Source organism: Aquibacillus saliphilus (assembly GCF_020404745.1).
Classification (GTDB): Bacteria; Bacillota; Bacilli; order Bacillales; family Amphibacillaceae; genus Aquibacillus; species Aquibacillus saliphilus.
In genome coordinates, this window is sequence record NZ_JAIZAP010000012.1 from 89,306 (window position 1) to 104,035 (window position 14,730).

The window sequence follows — 14,730 nt, forward strand, 5'->3', positions numbered from 1 at the left end:
AAAGCTTCTTTGGCTTTTTAATAGTCTGGAGATTATGAAGTTTAGCGCTTCGGTGTCTAGCTACAGCGCCTAGCTCCCTCGAGGCTTTACTTAAGCTTGTCGGGGCTGACAAGGCGCCCTGCGCTTTTCTAATTGTAAATAAAATCCTATTAATAGACAATAAATTAATTAACGATACGAACTATATTAGTGTTAGGTCAAGAGGTGGTACAGGCATGGGTAAGTGGATCTATTGGGTTTTACCTTTAAGTTGGATGGGAGTTATTTATTATTCTTCCTCGCAGCCATATCAAGAACAAGATATAAAACCTATGTTATCAAATTTTGTTGATTTATCTTTTTTAGACAACTACGTGAGCTGGATCAAATTTACGTATCATCAATCAGAGGTTAGTGCTGCAGCTCTTGGTGTCAATGGTTTAGTAGAGTTCTTCATTCGTAAAGGTGCGCATGTAACAGTATTTCTGGTATTAATGTTGCTAGTGTATGTTGCATTAGTAAAAACAATATCAAAATCTAGAAATTTGTTGATTTTAATCGCCTTACTTTCTACCATTTGCTATGCGGCACTTGATGAGATTCATCAAGGGTTTACTCCAAATAGAACACCTTTTTTGGGTGATGTTGTATTAGACTCTGTTGGAGCATTGCTGGGAGTTGGGATTATTCTAGTGGTTCGAAGTAGCTTAAGTAGCAAAGAGTAAGATTTGAAGAAGAACCTAATTCAAGATGTTCCATAGTATGATACTAGGGCATCTTGTTTAAAGTTTATTAACGGGGTGATACTTTGAAGGAACAGGAAATATATAAGAATGTATTAAAAAAGTTGATCGATCAGTCCGAATCTATTGATAACGCGGAAGACTTTATTCAACGTTTAATACAGGAACTGAACTATTACCATACACCTAAAGTATAGTGCATTAAATAATCGAGATATGGCGAAGCGCGGAACTTTCATTCTGTGCTTCGCTTTTTTTGCGTTTAAATTAAGCAATAAATTTCCTGGGAAATATTAGACATCTTGGTCAATATATTTTGTTGTACCTGCTTTAATACTAACCTGATCACTAGTTAAATCAATTAGCCAATTTACGAAGGTATCCTCCTGTTCATTTTCGACAGCTATCGTCAAGACAACATTTTCAAGATAGTCAATGTTTTCAAGAATATATGGTGAGTTTCTAAGTGTGTTTTCCAATTTCCCTAGTAATGTGTAATCAGAAGTAACAATCATTTCTTTCATTAATTTTCTAACAACAATGCCGGTTGAATTAATTGCTTGTGATGTAGTGCTTGAATAGGCACGAATCAATCCCCCAGCTCCAAGCTTGATACCACCGAAATAACGTGTAATCACAACAACAGTGTCCTTTAGTTCTTTTTTCTTAAGAACCTCTAAGATGGGAACCCCGGCAGTCCCACTTGGTTCTCCGTCATCGTTAGCTTTTTGAATAGTATCATGTTCCCCGATCATATAGGCAGAACAATTATGATTTGCATCATGGTGTTTTTTCTTTATTTCCTTAATAAAATCTTGGGCTGCTTCTTCAGTTTCAACACGTTTCACATAACCAATGAAACGGGACTTTTGAATTGTGATTTCATCTGAGCCTATAGGCTTAACTGTATAGTATTTATTTATCATCGTCCGACCTACCCCCTAAAACTTTATTATATAGAGTAACAACTAGTGTCGCAAATCTAATGAAGGTGGATGCTTTTGGATAACTATTTATCCGTTTTATCCTTTTTAATGATAAACTAGAGTTATAATTTACGGATATTCACCCCCATAAACTACTGGAAGAATTCGAATCCTTATTAAAGGATTAAGACAGGTGGAGATTAACTATGGTGAAGAAAGCGGATGAAAAAACTCTAGATTTAATCATAAACGAAATGGTAGAAGCTGTCGAAAATAGCAAGGATGAAATATTTCACATAGGTGAAGAATCCCGTAAAGAATACGAAAAGCTTCAAAACGAATTAAAGGAAATAAAGGATAGAGTTGTTGTAGTTATTGAAGATGGCGACGATCTCGATAAGAGAGTCCGTTCATCTCGGATTCGTTTATCTGAAGTTAGTAAGCATTTTAAAGATTATTCAGAAGAGGATATACGCAAAATTTATAATCAAACACACGAAATGCAAACAGAATTAACAATGAAACAAGAACAGGAAAAGAATTTACGGGAAAAAAGAGATGAAATAGAGCGAAGGCTACAAGCGCTTGAACAAACAGTCGATCGTGCCGAAGGTTTAGCAGGGAAAATTTCAGTGGTATTAAACTATTTAAATGAAGATTTCAAAAATGTAAGTGAGATGATTCAAGATGCTCAACAAAAACAAGAATTTGGTTTAAAAATCATTGAAGCTCAAGAAGAAGAACGTAGAAGACTATCAAGGGAAATGCATGACGGTCCTGCTCAAATGTTAGCAAATATATTGCTGCGCTCTGAGCTTGTTGATCGGACATTCCGAGAACGAAGTCCCGAGGAAGCAATAAAAGAAATGAAGAGTGTTCGAACGATGGTTCGTTCTTCACTCTATGACGTTCGTCGGATAATTTACGATCTTCGGCCAATGGCTCTTGATGATTTAGGTTTAATCCCAACTATAAAGAAGTACCTAACTAATATTGAAGAACATGAAGAAATAAAAATAAACTTCAAACATATCGGTATGGACAAACGGCTACATAGCAAGTATGAAGTTGCCTTATTTCGGTTAGCTCAAGAATCAGTGCAAAATGCAGTCAAGCATGCGGCTGCGTCAAAAATTGATGTGAAGTTAGAAATAAAAAACAATCTTGTCTTAATTGTAATTAAAGATAATGGAAAAGGTTTTGATATAAACATAAAAAAAGAAAACTCTTTTGGCCTTTTGGGAATGAAAGAACGGGTTGAAATGCTTGATGGAAAGTTAACCATTCGTTCTGAGCCAAGTGAAGGAACGAGTATATTAATTCAAATTCCGTTAAATGAAAATTAGAAGGAATAATACAAATCATCGCGAATCATGTATACTAGTACTAAAGAACGTGGTGATTTTTTCTTAATAAGGCTTAGAAAGCTTTATTACCCGAAGATTTGTAGTGTTGAAGCAGAACGTTAAGATAGCCCTAATTCACCTGTAATAACATAGCAAAAACTGTTCCGTACACAGTTATTGTTTTTAGAATTAAATGTAGATGCAACTATTTTTTTGCATTTTGCCAAATAGAAACGCTTTATAGTAGGAGGAGCAGAGAACATGACAACAAAATTAGTTTTAATCGATGATCATAAGTTGTTTCGTGAAGGGGTTAAAAGAATCTTAGAATTTGAGCCAAGCTTTGATGTTTTGGCAGAAGGTGACGACGGTTCGTCCGCACTTAGTTTGGTAGAGGAGTTTAACCCTGATGTCGTATTAATGGATATTAATATGCCTAATACCAATGGTGTTGAAGCAACTAGAGAGCTTATTCAACACCATCCGAACGTCAATGTAATTATTTTATCCATTCATGATGATGAGAACTACGTTACCCACGCATTGAAATCTGGTGCGCAAGGATATTTGTTAAAAGAAATGGATTCCAACTCTTTAATTGAAGCAATTAAGGTTGTAAGTGAAGGCGGTTCCTATCTTCACCCTAAGGTTACCCATAATCTAGTTCAGGAATATCGACGACTAGCAGATGAAACTTCTAATCGATTATCTGAAAAGAAGATTGAGTACCGAAAGCCCCTTCATTTGTTAACGAGACGCGAGTGTGAAGTATTACAGTTATTAGCTGAAGGAAAAAGTAATCGTGGCGTATCTGAATCGTTATATATTAGTGAGAAAACAGTTAAAAACCACGTTAGCAACATTCTACAGAAAATGAGCGTCAATGATCGAACTCAGGCTGTAGTTTCGGCAATACGTAATGGTTGGGTAGAAGTATTGTAGAAAGCAAGCTAGTTTAATCCCTCAGATAAACCTTTAATCCGGTGCTAACAGTGCCGGATTTCTATTTAAATTTTATTCCTTCAATTAGTCGATAAAGATAGGTACTATCAATTTCTCTGTTTTAAATGTAAAATATATAAGAACGTTAAAGTATGATTGTTGGTATGTTGGACAAACCATACTAGACGACCAAATACCAGGAAAAGAACAGAAACAATTTGGATAGGAGTGGTTTAGGTAGTATGAAAGTAGCTGTAATGACAGATAGTACGGCTTACATTCCTTCTGACATTCGACAAAAGTGGGATATACATATGGTTCCACTAAATGTAGTGATTGGAAATGAATCATACCGTGAAGAGGTTGATATATCATCAGATGACTTTTACCCAATGGTAAAAAACGCAGAAGATTTCCCCAAAACTTCTCAACCGTCCATTGGTTTAATTACCGAAAAATTACAGCAACTTTCCGTGACTCATGATGCTGTGATTGCTATCCATTTATCAAGTGGTATTAGTGGTGCGTACCAAGCATCAATTACTGCTGGAAATATGGTTGATGGTATTGACGTTTTTCCTTTCGATTCAGAAATAAGCTGTTATCCGCAAGCATTTTATGTTTTAGAAGCAGCTGCTATGGCGCAGCGTGGTGCATCACCAGCACAAATAGTGGAACGATTAAATGAAATGAAACAATCAATGCGTGCTTATTTCATGGCAGATGACTTAAGTCATTTGCAGCGTGGTGGTCGATTGAACGGGGCCCAAGCACTTGTAGGCAGCATGTTACAAATAAAGCCAGTTCTTCACTTTGTTGATAAAAAAATCGTTCCTTTTGAAAAAATACGGACACGAAAAAAAGCACTTAAACGAATGGTAGAGCTGTTTGAAGAAGACGCAGAAACCGGAAAACAGATTAAAGCGGTTGTTATTCATGCCAATAGACCAACAGCTGCCGAAGAGTTCAAAAGTGAGCTTGAATCAAGATTTGATAATATTGAAGTAGATTTAAGTTATTTTGGTCCAGTCATTGGTACCCATCTCGGTGAAGGTGCACTCGGACTTGGTTGGTATTTCAACTAATCCCGCAATAATAGTTTTTCTTTATACTGGGTGTCAGCAGAGACTGACACCTTAATTCTCTCAATTCTCTCTAGGAGATGATAACTTAATATGACTAATTTATTTACCTCGATTCATTCTTTTTTTAATCCTACTTATGACTGGATCCCTCAGGTTGTTAATAACTCCAAGCATGAACTAGAAGAATCCTACCCAAACAGGTATGCTGGTAAATTACTACTACAAACGGAAATCTCACTAGAACAATCCACTTTTACTCATTTACTATCCGCAAATTACTTTACTGCAGTAACCGCAATTGAAAAGCATTTGTTTGGTCATCGTTGTCGACGGTGTGGCAACCAAACGAAACGAATGTTTGCCAGTTTCCCTTGTGCTAGATGTGGCACGACCCATGTTTATTGTCGGAGATGCATTGAAATGGGCCAAATCACCAGTTGTCAGCCGTTATATTATTGGACTGGTCCGACACCTGTCTGGAAAGCGCAGGAAAAAGCGTGTCAATGGGTAGGCGAATTGTCACGTTATCAAAAAAAAGCTTCAGAACGAATTGCTATGACGATGAAGCGCGGCAATGACGAGCTCCTAGTTTGGGCCGTTTGTGGAGCTGGAAAAACGGAAATGTTGTTTGACGGAATTGGTAAGTCTCTTAAGCAAGGAAAAAGAGTATGTCTAGCAACCCCAAGAACAGACGTAGTTAGGGAGCTTCTCCCCCGTTTTCATACTGCATTTCCTAGTACGATTATATCCGGTCTCTACGGGGGGAGTGAAGACAAGGATGGAAATGGCCAGTTAGTTCTGTCAACTACACACCAATTATTTAGGTTTGCTCATGCATTTGATGTTGTAATTATTGATGAAATAGATGCTTTTCCCTTCCACGCTGAGCCAACGCTTTCCTTCGCGGCTAATCGAGCTGCTAAACAGGATGCTGCCAGGATTTACTTAACGGCTACCCCGAGAAAAATGCAACGACAAAAAGTTGAAGCGAAAAAGTTAAAGGCTGTTTTTGTTCCCGTTCGTTTCCACGGCTATCCTCTACCTGTTCCAAAACTTCAAATGGATTTTGATTTGAAAAGCGCACTGAAAAATTATTCCCCGCCCAAGTCATTTTTCTCTTGGTATCACAAGCGAGTCAATAGACAGCGACAGCTACTAATTTTTGTCCCGACAATTAAATTAGCAGAAGAAATGGTTGCTAAGTTAGCGAATACACTGAATCTGGACAAAGGCGATGCAATTCACCATGTTCATGCATCTGATCCAGACCGTGCAGAAAGGGTTCAACAGTATCGTGATAAAAAATTTTCGATTCTAATTACGACAACAATCTTAGAACGCGGTGTTACGTTTCCATCGGTTGATGTCGTTGTCATTGATGCAGGTCACGTTGTCTTTGACGAAGCAGCTTTAGTGCAAATAGCAGGACGAGCTGGCAGGAGTCCAAACGACCCAACTGGGGAAGTGATTTTTCATCATGACGGGAAAACAACTGCAATCGTACAGGCAATTAAATCAATTAAAAAAATGAATCAGCGAGGGAGGAAGCTGTAATGCATTGCTTGTGGTGTGATCAGGAAATAATTCCGGAGGTAACGTGGCAATATTTATTGTTCCCGGAGCCACCACGTAAAATTTGCTCCAACTGTGAGCGTGGGCTTGTATTATTAGCAGGCAAAAGGTGTTCTTCGTGTAGTAGAGTAACTGACCAGGGAATTTGTAACGACTGCAGACGCTTTGAAAATGATTCCGCATGGAAGAATGTCCTCACTTTTAACAAGTCGATCTATTCGTATAATGGCTTACTGCAAGAAATGATTACTAAGTGGAAGTACCGAGGTGATTATCAACTACGAGAAGTATTTAGCTATCATTTTCGGGATCTGTTTAACCAATCGTTTGGCAAGAAACAAGTTGTGGTGGTGCCAATTCCGTTAAGTGAGCAACGTCTGTTAGAACGTGGGTTTAACCAAGCAGAATCATTAGCACAGTTACTGGAAACTCCTTATCAACATCTGTTAACCCGAATCCATGGGGAAAAGCAGTCCAAGAAAACAAGACGTGAGAGAATTGAGTCAGAAAATCCTTTTCAAGTATTGGCACAAGTGTCCAATCCAGTAGTTTTAATTGACGATATTTATACAACTGGAACAACATTACGCCATGCGGCTAGATTATTAAAAGATACGGGTTGTCCTGAGGTCTATTCGTTTACACTTGCGAGGGGATAGTACTTTTTTGTTCCTATTTAGGAAACTATTAATTGGTTGCCATCTGAATAACTAATGATAGGATTGTGCCACGTCCTGCTCCGACGCCTGTACTTTTGTTTCTCCTCACTAGAATATGATTATGCTATAATAAACGAAAAAAGGGTTAGGAGGGCTAATTATGGGTGAACTTGCGAATTGTCCAAACTGTAATGCTTTATTTGTGCAAGGGATACGCGATATTTGTCAGGATTGTTATAAAATAGAGGAGCAGGCATTTCGAACAGTTTATGACTTTATTAAGCAACGGAAGAACAGACAAGCGACAATTGCTCAAATCGTTGAAGCGACAGAAGTTGATGAGGAACTAATTATGAAATTCGTCAAAGAAAAACGACTCCGAGCGTCGCAGTTTCCAAATTTAACCTATCCATGTGAAAAGTGTGGTAAAGGAATTAATGATGGAATTTTATGTGGAAGTTGTTCATCTGAGTTAGTTAACGACTTACAAACTCAGGAGAAAATTGATCAGGTGTCAGCGAGAAATAAGCAACAGGAACAAAGTGAATCACATACATATGTTTCCTATCACAAAAATAGAAATAATTATTAAACATTAAGAGCTTTTGTCCGATATAAATAGTAGAGTATAACGTGAATTTTCTACGAAAGAGGTGATCGACCTTGAAAATCCAAGGTCCGAACCATTCTAATTTTAATCCATATCAAAAACAATTACAAAAACAAGCAGAGATAAAAAAGCTAACAACAAATGAGGATCAGCTACAAATATCTGATCAAGCGAAAAAGTTACAAGATGGAGATAAGCCGAACGCTTTACGACAAAAACATGTGGATGAAATTAAGCAATCTGTCCAATCTGGTGACTATACCATTGATCCGAAGAAAACATCTCAGAAAATGTTAGAGTTTTGGAACAACCAATAAGGAGGGCATCCAATGTCCGTTCAAGCAATTGTCGAAGCATTAACAAAAATGACACAGTTGCACGCGAGTCTTTTAACGATATCAACTAGTAAAACAGAATCGTTGAAAACAGGGGATATTAACCAACTTCAGGAGTTATTATCCCAAGAACGTAAACATGTTCAAGCTATTAATCAATTAGAAAAAAAACGAATGGATATGATTAATAGCTGGTCAGAAGCTCGTCAACTAGATCCAACAGCAATGACTGTTTCTGTCATGTTGGAAAATCATCTAGATGGTTCGGAGAAAGAATCATTAGAACAAATTACAACGACACTTGCAGAAACAATCGTGCAGTTAAAGCAACAAGAACAGTTAAATAAAGAATTAACACAGCAATCCCTTCAGTTTATCCAACTATCAATGGATATGATCGCCCCAACAATAAAAAGTATAAACTACGGAAATAAACAGGATAAACAAGCAGATCAACTAACGAAGCGGTCGGTTTTTGATTCGAAGGCTTAAGGTAAGAAGGAGGTAACGATGTGTCATCAACATTTCATGGCTTAGAGGTTGCAAAAAGAGCACTTAGTACCCAACAGGCTGCCCTTTATACAACATCACATAATATTTCTAATGCAAATACAGAAGGCTATTCAAGACAACGAGTTAATTTTGAACAGATTTCGACGTTAACAGGTTCGAGGAATACAGAGAGAATTGCTTCGCAAATTGGTAGTGGTGTCCAGGCCGGCTCAATTGAACGGATCCGGGACAAATTTCTTGATGTCCAATTTCGAAACGAAAACAGTAAAGTTGGCTATTATGAATCAAAGGCTAATGCGATGGATCAAATGGAATCAATCATGAATGAACCATCAGAATCCGGATTAGCGAACTCGATGGACCAATTTTGGCAAGCGCTACAGGACCTATCGGTAAACCCAGAGGATTCTGGTGCACGTTCAGTTGTAAGTCAACGGGGGATGGCAGTAGCTGAAACATTTAACTACTTATCAAAATCTCTTAACGGAGTCCGTGGCGATTTGAAAAATCAAACAGATGTCACCACTAAAGAGCTAAATTCAATTACCAATCAAATCAATAATTTAAACAATCAAATTGGTGAGATAGAACCGCATGGTCATGTGCCAAACGATTTATATGATGAACGTGATCGGTTAGTAGATAGACTGTCAACGATTGCCGATGTCAGTGTTACTTATGAAAAAAGTAGCGGTCAACCAAGTGAGATTGCGATGGGAAAAGCAACGATTACCCTAAATGGTAGTGGTGATGAAAATGGCATTACCTTAGTCGATGGTGCGGAAGGCTCTGTTAACCATCTGCATGTTAGCTATGATGATGATAATAATGTCGACAACCTTACTTTTTACAATCCAAGTGAATTAAATGAAGGGCAAGACCCTGCCACTGTTGCTGATGCGCAAACAGTTACCGGGAATTCATTTGGTTCTAACGGGGAATTAAAAGGATTAATTGAAATGAATGGGTACGTTGTTAGTGATACCGAGGTTGGCGGGTTTTATAATCAAATGCTAGATGGTTTAGATGAAATGGCTTCAGCATTTGTAAGTGAGTTTAATGAGATTCATCGCAGTGGTGCAAATTTAGTCGATGAAGAGAGTTATGACTTTTTTGAAATTAATCCAGATGGACGAGCAGCCGCAACAATCGGAGTTACTGACGACATTAAAAATGATAAAGATAAAATCGCAGCAAGTGCTAATGGCGACAGTGGGGATGGCTCAAACGCTGTACTGCTAGCAGAAGCGATGAACAATAAAGATGTAGACTTAGGGAATAAAACATCGGTCAAAAGCTATTACGAATCAATGATTGGTGAAATCGGAGTTATTTCTCAAGAAGCATCACGGATGGCTAACAATGCTGGAGTTCTCCGCCAGCAGGTCGAAGAAAACAGATCATCGGTTAGTGCTGTATCACTCGATGAGGAAATGACTAACATGATTAAATTCCAACATGCCTATAATGCGTCAGCGCGTAATATGACGACGGTAGACGAAATGCTCGATCGAATCATTAATAACATGGGATTAGTAGGAAGGTAGGTGACTAGCAATGCGTGTAACACAAAGTATGTTATCAAACAATATGTTGCGTAATCTAAGTAATAGTTACAATAACCTAGATAAATACATGGACCAGCTTTCAACAGGAAAAAAAATCAATAAACCATCCGATGATCCAGTTGTTGCAATGAAAGGTATGAACTACCGCTCGCAAGTAGGAAACGTAGAACAGTATCAACGAAATATTAATGAAGTGCATACCTGGATGGATAACTCGGATGCTTCTTTAGATGAAGCAACACAAGCCCTGCAACGTCTTCGTGAGTTGTCAGTTCAAGCAAGTAACGGCACATATGAAGATGGCCAACGAAAAAATATCGCCGAAGAAGTTGATCAACTGAAAGATCATTTAGTTGAGATTGCAAATACAAAAGTCAATGATAAGTATATTTTTAATGGTACCAGCACGACTGAGAAACCAGTCACTGTTGACGGTGACGGTATCGTTACAAATGTATCTGAAAATGAACAAGCTGTGAATATTGAAGTAACTAGTGGAACCAAACTTCAAACGAATATCAATCCGACCAATGTGTTTGGAGAACAACTGTTTAACGATATTGAGGCTTTTTCAGCAGCACTAAAATCAGGTACTGCCGATGAAGAGTTAAATTCTTTTATAACTGATATTGATGCAAATATTGATAATGTTGTTAACGAACGGGCGGACTTAGGTGCAAGAATGAACAGATTAGAGTTAATCGAAGACCGACTTGAAACTCAGGGCATCTCGGCGACTAGGATGATGTCTAATAATGAAGATGCTAATTTGGAAGAGGTTATCATTAAGTTGACCTCACAAGAAAGTGTTCATCGTGCAGCTCTAAGTTCTGGTTCAAGAGTAATTCAACCAACATTGCTAGATTTCTTAAGATAATAATTTTAGCGCTTGTCACGATTGTTTGTGGCAAGCTTTTTGCTAGGTAAGAAAATGATGAGGAGGAATATCGATGCAGCTGCCGCAAATAAGAATTCAATCACAAAATGCACAAATCCAAATCAATCAAACTGCTGGAACCCAAACAATCCAGCAGCCTCAAGCGACTCAGTTAATTCAACAGCCAAAAGCAGAGCTTTCAATAAATCGCCTCCCATCAAAATTATCGATTGACCAAACACAAGCATGGGCAGACATGGACCTGAAATCTGTTTCTAGGCGGATAGCCGAAGCTGCTCAAAATGGTAAACAGGCAGCTTACCAAGGAACGGCGCGTAGAGTCAGGCAAGGCGCTGAGCTAATGAAAATTGAAAACGGCGGCAATCCTATCTCTAGACAAGCACAACAAAATAGCCAGGGTGCGCCTAAACAATTCAACATTGGTTGGATTCCGTCCGCTGGTTCGGTGAAAATTGATTACCAGCCATCACAAGTTGATATACGAGTAACACCAAGAAAACCAATCATTAATACGCAAGCACAAAAACCAATAACAAACTATCAACCTGGTGCAGTCGACGTGAGTTTGCAACAGAAGAATCAATTGGAGATAGATTTTGTAAATCTAAAGCATCATGGAATAAATTTTGAAATGACACTATAGAAAGGGTTGAACCTATGCAAATAGATACGAAATATTTTGGTGAGATTAACATGAATGATCAAGATGTAATCAAGTTCCCACAAGGAGTGCCAGGTTTTATCGATGAGAAAGAGTTTGTTTTGTTACCTCTAGAAGACAATCCTGTCTTTCAAGTCCTGCAATCAACAGTAGAATCAGAACTAGCTTTTATCGTGGTTAATCCATTCTTATTTGTCACTGACTATGAGTTTGATATAGATGATAACACGATGGAATTACTGGATATTCAATCCGAAAAAGACGTACAGATATTATCAATAGTTTCGCTAAGAGATCCGTTTGAAACTAGTACAGTTAATTTACAAGCGCCAGTTGTTATTAATCAGAAAGAAATGATTGGAAAACAATACATTACCAATAACAAGAAATATGCTACTAAAGAAGCTATTTTTTCTCCACAAGTCATCTCGCAGGCGAAGGAGGACTAAACATGTTAGTACTTACTAGACGGATAAATGAAGCAATTAAAATAGGCGATGATGTAGAAGTGAAAGTGCTAGGGATAGATGGCGACCAAATTAAATTAGGCATCACCGCTCCAAACAATATCGACATCCACCGGATGGAAGTGTACATAGATATCCAGGAGCAAAACAGCGAAGCAGCAGGGGTTTCGACAGATTTATTACATTTATTAAAAAATAATACAAAAAAAGATTAAACAATTCCAAAATTCCTCCGATATTATAATTGTAAAGCTAAATGGTACTAAAGGCGGCCGACTTTAGTACATCTAGTGAAAAACCACAAGGATGTGGGAAAACGAAAATTCAAGGAGGAAATATTAAATGAGAATTAATCACAATATTGCAGCGTTAAACACGCATCGACAGTTAGGTGCAGCACAAAATGCACAACAAAGTTCAATGGAGAAATTATCTTCAGGTCTTCGTATTAATGGAGCGAAAGATGATGCAGCTGGTCTTGCAATTTCAGAAAAAATGCGCGGTCAAATTCGTGGTCTGGATCAAGCAACAAGTAATGCTCAAGATGCGAATTCATTAATTCAAACTGCTGAGGGTGCACTTAATGAAACACATGATATCCTTCAACGTATGCGTGAACTTGCAACTCAATCTGCCAACGATACCAATACTACAAGTGATCGTGGCGAAATTCAAAAAGAAGTTGATCAGTTATCTCAAGAACTTTCTCGTATCGGTAACACTACTGAATTCAATACACAAAACCTTTTAAGTGGTAATTTTGAAGGTACATTCCAAATCGGAGCTAACGAAGGTCAAAACATCTCTTTAAATATTAGTGATATGAGAGGCTCTGAACTAGGTATGGCTGGTGATATTACACTTGATCAAACAACAGCTCTAGCAAATATAACAGATGGATCTGCTGATGGAACTTACACCGTTGATGGAGCTAATTTATTAGATGAATCTGGCACTATTGTAGCAGCTACAGCTGATAGTGGTGTTACTTGGACTGGTAATGGTGCGGGTTCATTTCCTGATACAGTAGATGAGATTGTGTTTGATGAAGCAATCACTGAAGGAAATATCACAATTAAGGATAATACAGCAACTGCAGAAACACAATTCTCAAATACAGGTCTAGAAGCAGGCACATATACCTATGATAGTGCTAATAGTCAATTAAAAGATGGTAATGGTAATGTAGTAGCTAATGACGCAGATACTGCAGGTACATTTGTAGGCAATGATGGCGCTGCACTTTTCACCCTAAATACAGCGCTGACTGCAGATGCAGAATTTGAAGTAGGCGGGGTTGACGTTTCTAGTCAAAAAGCAGCTGACTCTGCAATGACTACAATCAATAATGCAATTGAAACAGTTTCTGCTGAACGTTCTAAATTAGGTGCTGTTCAAAATCGATTAGATCACACTGTTAACAACCTAGGTACATCTTCTGAAAACCTAACTGCTGCGGAATCTCGAATCCGTGATGTAGACATGGCTAAAGAAATGATGGAACAAACTAAGAATTCAATTCTTGGACAAGCATCACAAGCAATGTTGGCTCAAGCGAACCAATTACCGCAAGGCGTGCTTCAATTACTACAATAATATAATCATTAGAAGAGACTCTGGTTTTTTCCTGGGGTCTCTTTCTTTGATTAGGAGACATTTTATTTTGAGAGAGTTTACATTTTATATACGAAATGAGCAAAAAATAAAGGTTGAATTATAGAACCATTACGGTGATTCTAGTGAAGAGCATTTAGCAGGGGGCACAATTGCAACTATTAATAGAGCCAAAGAATATATAGAAAGAACATTAGATCAATATAATGAAGAAATTCATTAAAAATTAAGGGATGAAAAATATTCATGCTCAAGTAAAAATACAATTTCTGAAATATTAATAGATTAAATGAGCTCTGTACATACATATTGGTTAAATTTGAAGAAACTAGGGTGAAGAAATAATCTAGTCATTTATGAAAGAAATATTCGCATGATGACGAAAGAAATGATGGAACAAGCTAATAATTGAATTTTGAGTCAAGTATTATACGCAATGTTTGACTCAAGCCCAACAGCTTCCACAAGGAGCATTACAACTTCTGCAGTAACTGTAGGCCGGGCGTCCTATGTATTAATGGATATGAGCATAACTGGGTGAATTGCTGGAGCTTTCTAAAACTCCTTTAACCACAACGTAGCTGGAAACGGCAAGCGTGATGGTTCAAAATGAGAAAGATAGATGGATAATCAGCAGCTAACTCATATGAGGAAACTTTGAAGAAGTTTCAACGACCAGAGAACTACTGTCTAACGGGAATTGTATGACTATGAATCTTATAGGATGTTAGTTTGTTATTATTCGAAGTACCCAGGTCCTTTGAAAGCGCCTATCACTTCCCAAATTATTTCCCGAATTAAATAGAATATTA

Annotated in this window: 17 protein-coding genes; 16 read left to right on the forward strand and 1 reads right to left on the reverse strand. The window is 37.8% G+C overall.

Annotation, left to right across the window (positions count from 1 at the left end; genetic code table 11):
* Positions 1-215 precede the first annotated feature (215 nt).
* Positions 216-704, forward strand: a complete 489-nt coding sequence (locus LD272_RS13420) for a VanZ family protein (RefSeq protein ID WP_226037116.1) — start codon at positions 216-218, stop codon at positions 702-704.
* 83 nt (positions 705-787) lie between these two features.
* A complete protein-coding gene (locus LD272_RS21470) occupies positions 788-919 on the forward strand; it encodes a hypothetical protein (RefSeq protein ID WP_255639753.1) in 132 nt (43 codons plus the stop codon).
* Positions 920-1,015: 96 nt separating this feature from the next.
* Here LD272_RS21470 and LD272_RS13425 read toward each other — a convergent pair whose 3' ends face one another.
* Positions 1,016-1,648 carry a YigZ family protein gene (locus tag LD272_RS13425; RefSeq protein ID WP_226037117.1) on the reverse strand — a complete coding sequence of 211 codons (633 nt, stop codon included), beginning with the start codon at positions 1,646-1,648 and terminating at the stop codon, positions 1,016-1,018.
* A gap of 206 nt (positions 1,649-1,854) precedes the next feature.
* On the opposite strand from LD272_RS13425, the gene LD272_RS13430 reads away from it, so the two are divergent.
* From LD272_RS13430 to LD272_RS13495, 14 genes are all read left to right on the forward strand, one after another.
* Positions 1,855-2,994: a sensor histidine kinase gene (locus tag LD272_RS13430; protein WP_226037118.1), complete on the forward strand. Its 1,140-nt coding sequence runs from the start codon at positions 1,855-1,857 to the stop codon at positions 2,992-2,994.
* A gap of 261 nt (positions 2,995-3,255) precedes the next feature.
* Positions 3,256-3,936, forward strand: coding sequence for a response regulator (locus LD272_RS13435; protein ID WP_226037119.1), 681 nt, complete (start codon positions 3,256-3,258; stop codon positions 3,934-3,936).
* Positions 3,937-4,178: 242 nt separating this feature from the next.
* Complete coding sequence (locus tag LD272_RS13440) at positions 4,179-5,021, forward strand: DegV family protein (RefSeq protein WP_226037120.1); 843 nt, start codon at positions 4,179-4,181, stop codon at positions 5,019-5,021.
* A 90-nt stretch (positions 5,022-5,111) separates the two neighbouring features.
* Positions 5,112-6,575 carry an ATP-dependent helicase ComFA gene (locus tag LD272_RS13445; protein WP_226037121.1) on the forward strand — a complete coding sequence of 488 codons (1,464 nt, stop codon included), beginning with the start codon at positions 5,112-5,114 and terminating at the stop codon, positions 6,573-6,575.
* Positions 6,575-7,252, forward strand: coding sequence for a ComF family protein (locus LD272_RS13450; protein ID WP_226037122.1), 678 nt, complete (start codon positions 6,575-6,577; stop codon positions 7,250-7,252). The genes LD272_RS13445 and LD272_RS13450 overlap by 1 nt, the downstream gene beginning before the upstream one ends.
* 160 nt (positions 7,253-7,412) lie before the next feature.
* Positions 7,413-7,844 carry a TIGR03826 family flagellar region protein gene (locus LD272_RS13455; RefSeq protein WP_226037123.1) on the forward strand — a complete coding sequence of 144 codons (432 nt, stop codon included), beginning with the start codon at positions 7,413-7,415 and terminating at the stop codon, positions 7,842-7,844.
* Positions 7,845-7,915: 71 nt separating this feature from the next.
* Positions 7,916-8,179 (forward strand): flagellar biosynthesis anti-sigma factor FlgM, encoded by a 264-nt coding sequence (gene flgM, locus LD272_RS13460; protein ID WP_226037124.1) that lies wholly within the window; start codon positions 7,916-7,918, stop codon positions 8,177-8,179.
* A 12-nt stretch (positions 8,180-8,191) separates the two neighbouring features.
* Entirely contained in the window at positions 8,192-8,689 is a 498-nt protein-coding gene (locus LD272_RS13465; protein WP_226037125.1) for a flagellar protein FlgN, read from the forward strand.
* 20 nt (positions 8,690-8,709) lie between these two features.
* On the forward strand, positions 8,710-10,257 hold the full coding sequence (flgK, locus tag LD272_RS13470; RefSeq protein ID WP_226037126.1) for a flagellar hook-associated protein FlgK: 1,548 nt from the start codon (positions 8,710-8,712) through the stop codon (positions 10,255-10,257).
* A 10-nt stretch (positions 10,258-10,267) separates the two neighbouring features.
* Positions 10,268-11,155 carry a flagellar hook-associated protein FlgL gene (flgL, locus tag LD272_RS13475; protein ID WP_226037127.1) on the forward strand — a complete coding sequence of 296 codons (888 nt, stop codon included), beginning with the start codon at positions 10,268-10,270 and terminating at the stop codon, positions 11,153-11,155.
* 73 nt (positions 11,156-11,228) lie between these two features.
* On the forward strand, positions 11,229-11,819 hold the full coding sequence (locus LD272_RS13480) for a DUF6470 family protein (RefSeq protein ID WP_226037128.1): 591 nt from the start codon (positions 11,229-11,231) through the stop codon (positions 11,817-11,819).
* A gap of 14 nt (positions 11,820-11,833) precedes the next feature.
* Positions 11,834-12,286, forward strand: a complete 453-nt coding sequence (fliW, locus tag LD272_RS13485) for a flagellar assembly protein FliW (RefSeq protein WP_226037129.1) — start codon at positions 11,834-11,836, stop codon at positions 12,284-12,286.
* A 2-nt stretch (positions 12,287-12,288) separates the two neighbouring features.
* On the forward strand, positions 12,289-12,519 hold the full coding sequence (gene csrA / locus LD272_RS13490; RefSeq protein WP_226037130.1) for a carbon storage regulator CsrA: 231 nt from the start codon (positions 12,289-12,291) through the stop codon (positions 12,517-12,519).
* Positions 12,520-12,646: 127 nt separating this feature from the next.
* Complete coding sequence (locus tag LD272_RS13495; RefSeq protein WP_226037131.1) at positions 12,647-13,900, forward strand: flagellin N-terminal helical domain-containing protein; 1,254 nt, start codon at positions 12,647-12,649, stop codon at positions 13,898-13,900.
* Positions 13,901-14,730 lie beyond the last annotated feature (830 nt).

Excerpts from the sequence above, each read along its gene's own strand:
- fliW (WP_226037129.1), top strand. The coding sequence starts at position 11,834 with ATGCAAATAGATACGAAATATTTTGGTGAGATTAACATGAATGATCAA.
- flgL (WP_226037127.1), top strand. The coding sequence starts at position 10,268 with ATGCGTGTAACACAAAGTATGTTATCAAACAATATGTTGCGTAATCTA.
- LD272_RS13445 (WP_226037121.1), top strand. The coding sequence starts at position 5,112 with ATGACTAATTTATTTACCTCGATTCATTCTTTTTTTAATCCTACTTAT.
- LD272_RS13480 (WP_226037128.1), top strand. The coding sequence starts at position 11,229 with ATGCAGCTGCCGCAAATAAGAATTCAATCACAAAATGCACAAATCCAA.
- LD272_RS13435 (WP_226037119.1), top strand. The coding sequence starts at position 3,256 with ATGACAACAAAATTAGTTTTAATCGATGATCATAAGTTGTTTCGTGAA.
- LD272_RS13425 (WP_226037117.1), bottom strand. The coding sequence starts at position 1,648 with ATGATAAATAAATACTATACAGTTAAGCCTATAGGCTCAGATGAAATC.
- csrA (WP_226037130.1), top strand. The coding sequence starts at position 12,289 with ATGTTAGTACTTACTAGACGGATAAATGAAGCAATTAAAATAGGCGAT.
- LD272_RS13420 (WP_226037116.1), top strand. The coding sequence starts at position 216 with ATGGGTAAGTGGATCTATTGGGTTTTACCTTTAAGTTGGATGGGAGTT.
- LD272_RS13440 (WP_226037120.1), top strand. The coding sequence starts at position 4,179 with ATGAAAGTAGCTGTAATGACAGATAGTACGGCTTACATTCCTTCTGAC.
- LD272_RS13450 (WP_226037122.1), top strand. The coding sequence starts at position 6,575 with ATGCATTGCTTGTGGTGTGATCAGGAAATAATTCCGGAGGTAACGTGG.
- LD272_RS13465 (WP_226037125.1), top strand. The coding sequence starts at position 8,192 with ATGTCCGTTCAAGCAATTGTCGAAGCATTAACAAAAATGACACAGTTG.
- LD272_RS13455 (WP_226037123.1), top strand. The coding sequence starts at position 7,413 with ATGGGTGAACTTGCGAATTGTCCAAACTGTAATGCTTTATTTGTGCAA.
- LD272_RS13430 (WP_226037118.1), top strand. The coding sequence starts at position 1,855 with ATGGTGAAGAAAGCGGATGAAAAAACTCTAGATTTAATCATAAACGAA.
- LD272_RS13495 (WP_226037131.1), top strand. The coding sequence starts at position 12,647 with ATGAGAATTAATCACAATATTGCAGCGTTAAACACGCATCGACAGTTA.